This window comes from Pseudomonas sp. 10B238, from assembly GCF_000970615.1.
Classification (GTDB): domain Bacteria; phylum Pseudomonadota; class Gammaproteobacteria; order Pseudomonadales; family Pseudomonadaceae; genus Stutzerimonas.
In genome coordinates, this window is the sequence record NZ_KQ033980.1 from 1 (window position 1) to 637 (window position 637).

1 pseudogene is annotated in these 637 nt (G+C 57.3%); it reads left to right on the forward strand.

The features are described from left to right. Nucleotides 1–637 (forward strand): annotated as a pseudogene (locus tag RT21_RS22875) (copper-transporting ATPase); the annotation flags it as partial.

Below are 637 nucleotides of genomic sequence, written 5' to 3' on the forward strand. Positions count from 1 at the left end.
TGGCGGGACATGCGATACCGCTGTTTCACGGCGCTAGCCAGAACTGGGTTGAACTAGCCCTTACGACCCCGGTTGTCTTGTGGGCAGGTTGGCCATTTTTCGTGCGCGGTTTCGCATCAGTTAAGCATCGCAGCCCAAACATGTGGACGTTGATCGGGCTTGGCACAGGGGCTGCGTATATTTACAGCATCGTAGCAACCGTCTTACCGAGCATATTTCCAGAGTCATTCACTGTGGGCGGCCGGATAGGCGTTTACTACGAAGCCGCAGCGGTCATCATTTCACTGACGCTTTTAGGTCAGCTGCTCGAACTGAAGGCCCGCTCTCAGACATCTTCCGCAATCAAGTCCCTGCTTGGCTTATCACCCAAAACAGCTCGCCGTATCGCCAAGGATGGTTCCGAGGAGGACATCCCGCTCACACATGTTCACGAGGGCGACCATCTGCGCGTTCGTCCTGGTGAAAAGGTACCCGTTGATGGAGAGGTGTTAGAGGGCGAGAGCGCCGTCGACGAATCCATGCTAACGGGCGAGCCGGTTCCGGTGACGAAGCGGACAGGCGATTCGCTTATCGGCGCGACGATGAACACGAGCGGCTCGCTTGTCATGCGAGCCACCAGGGTTGGCTCCGGGACTAT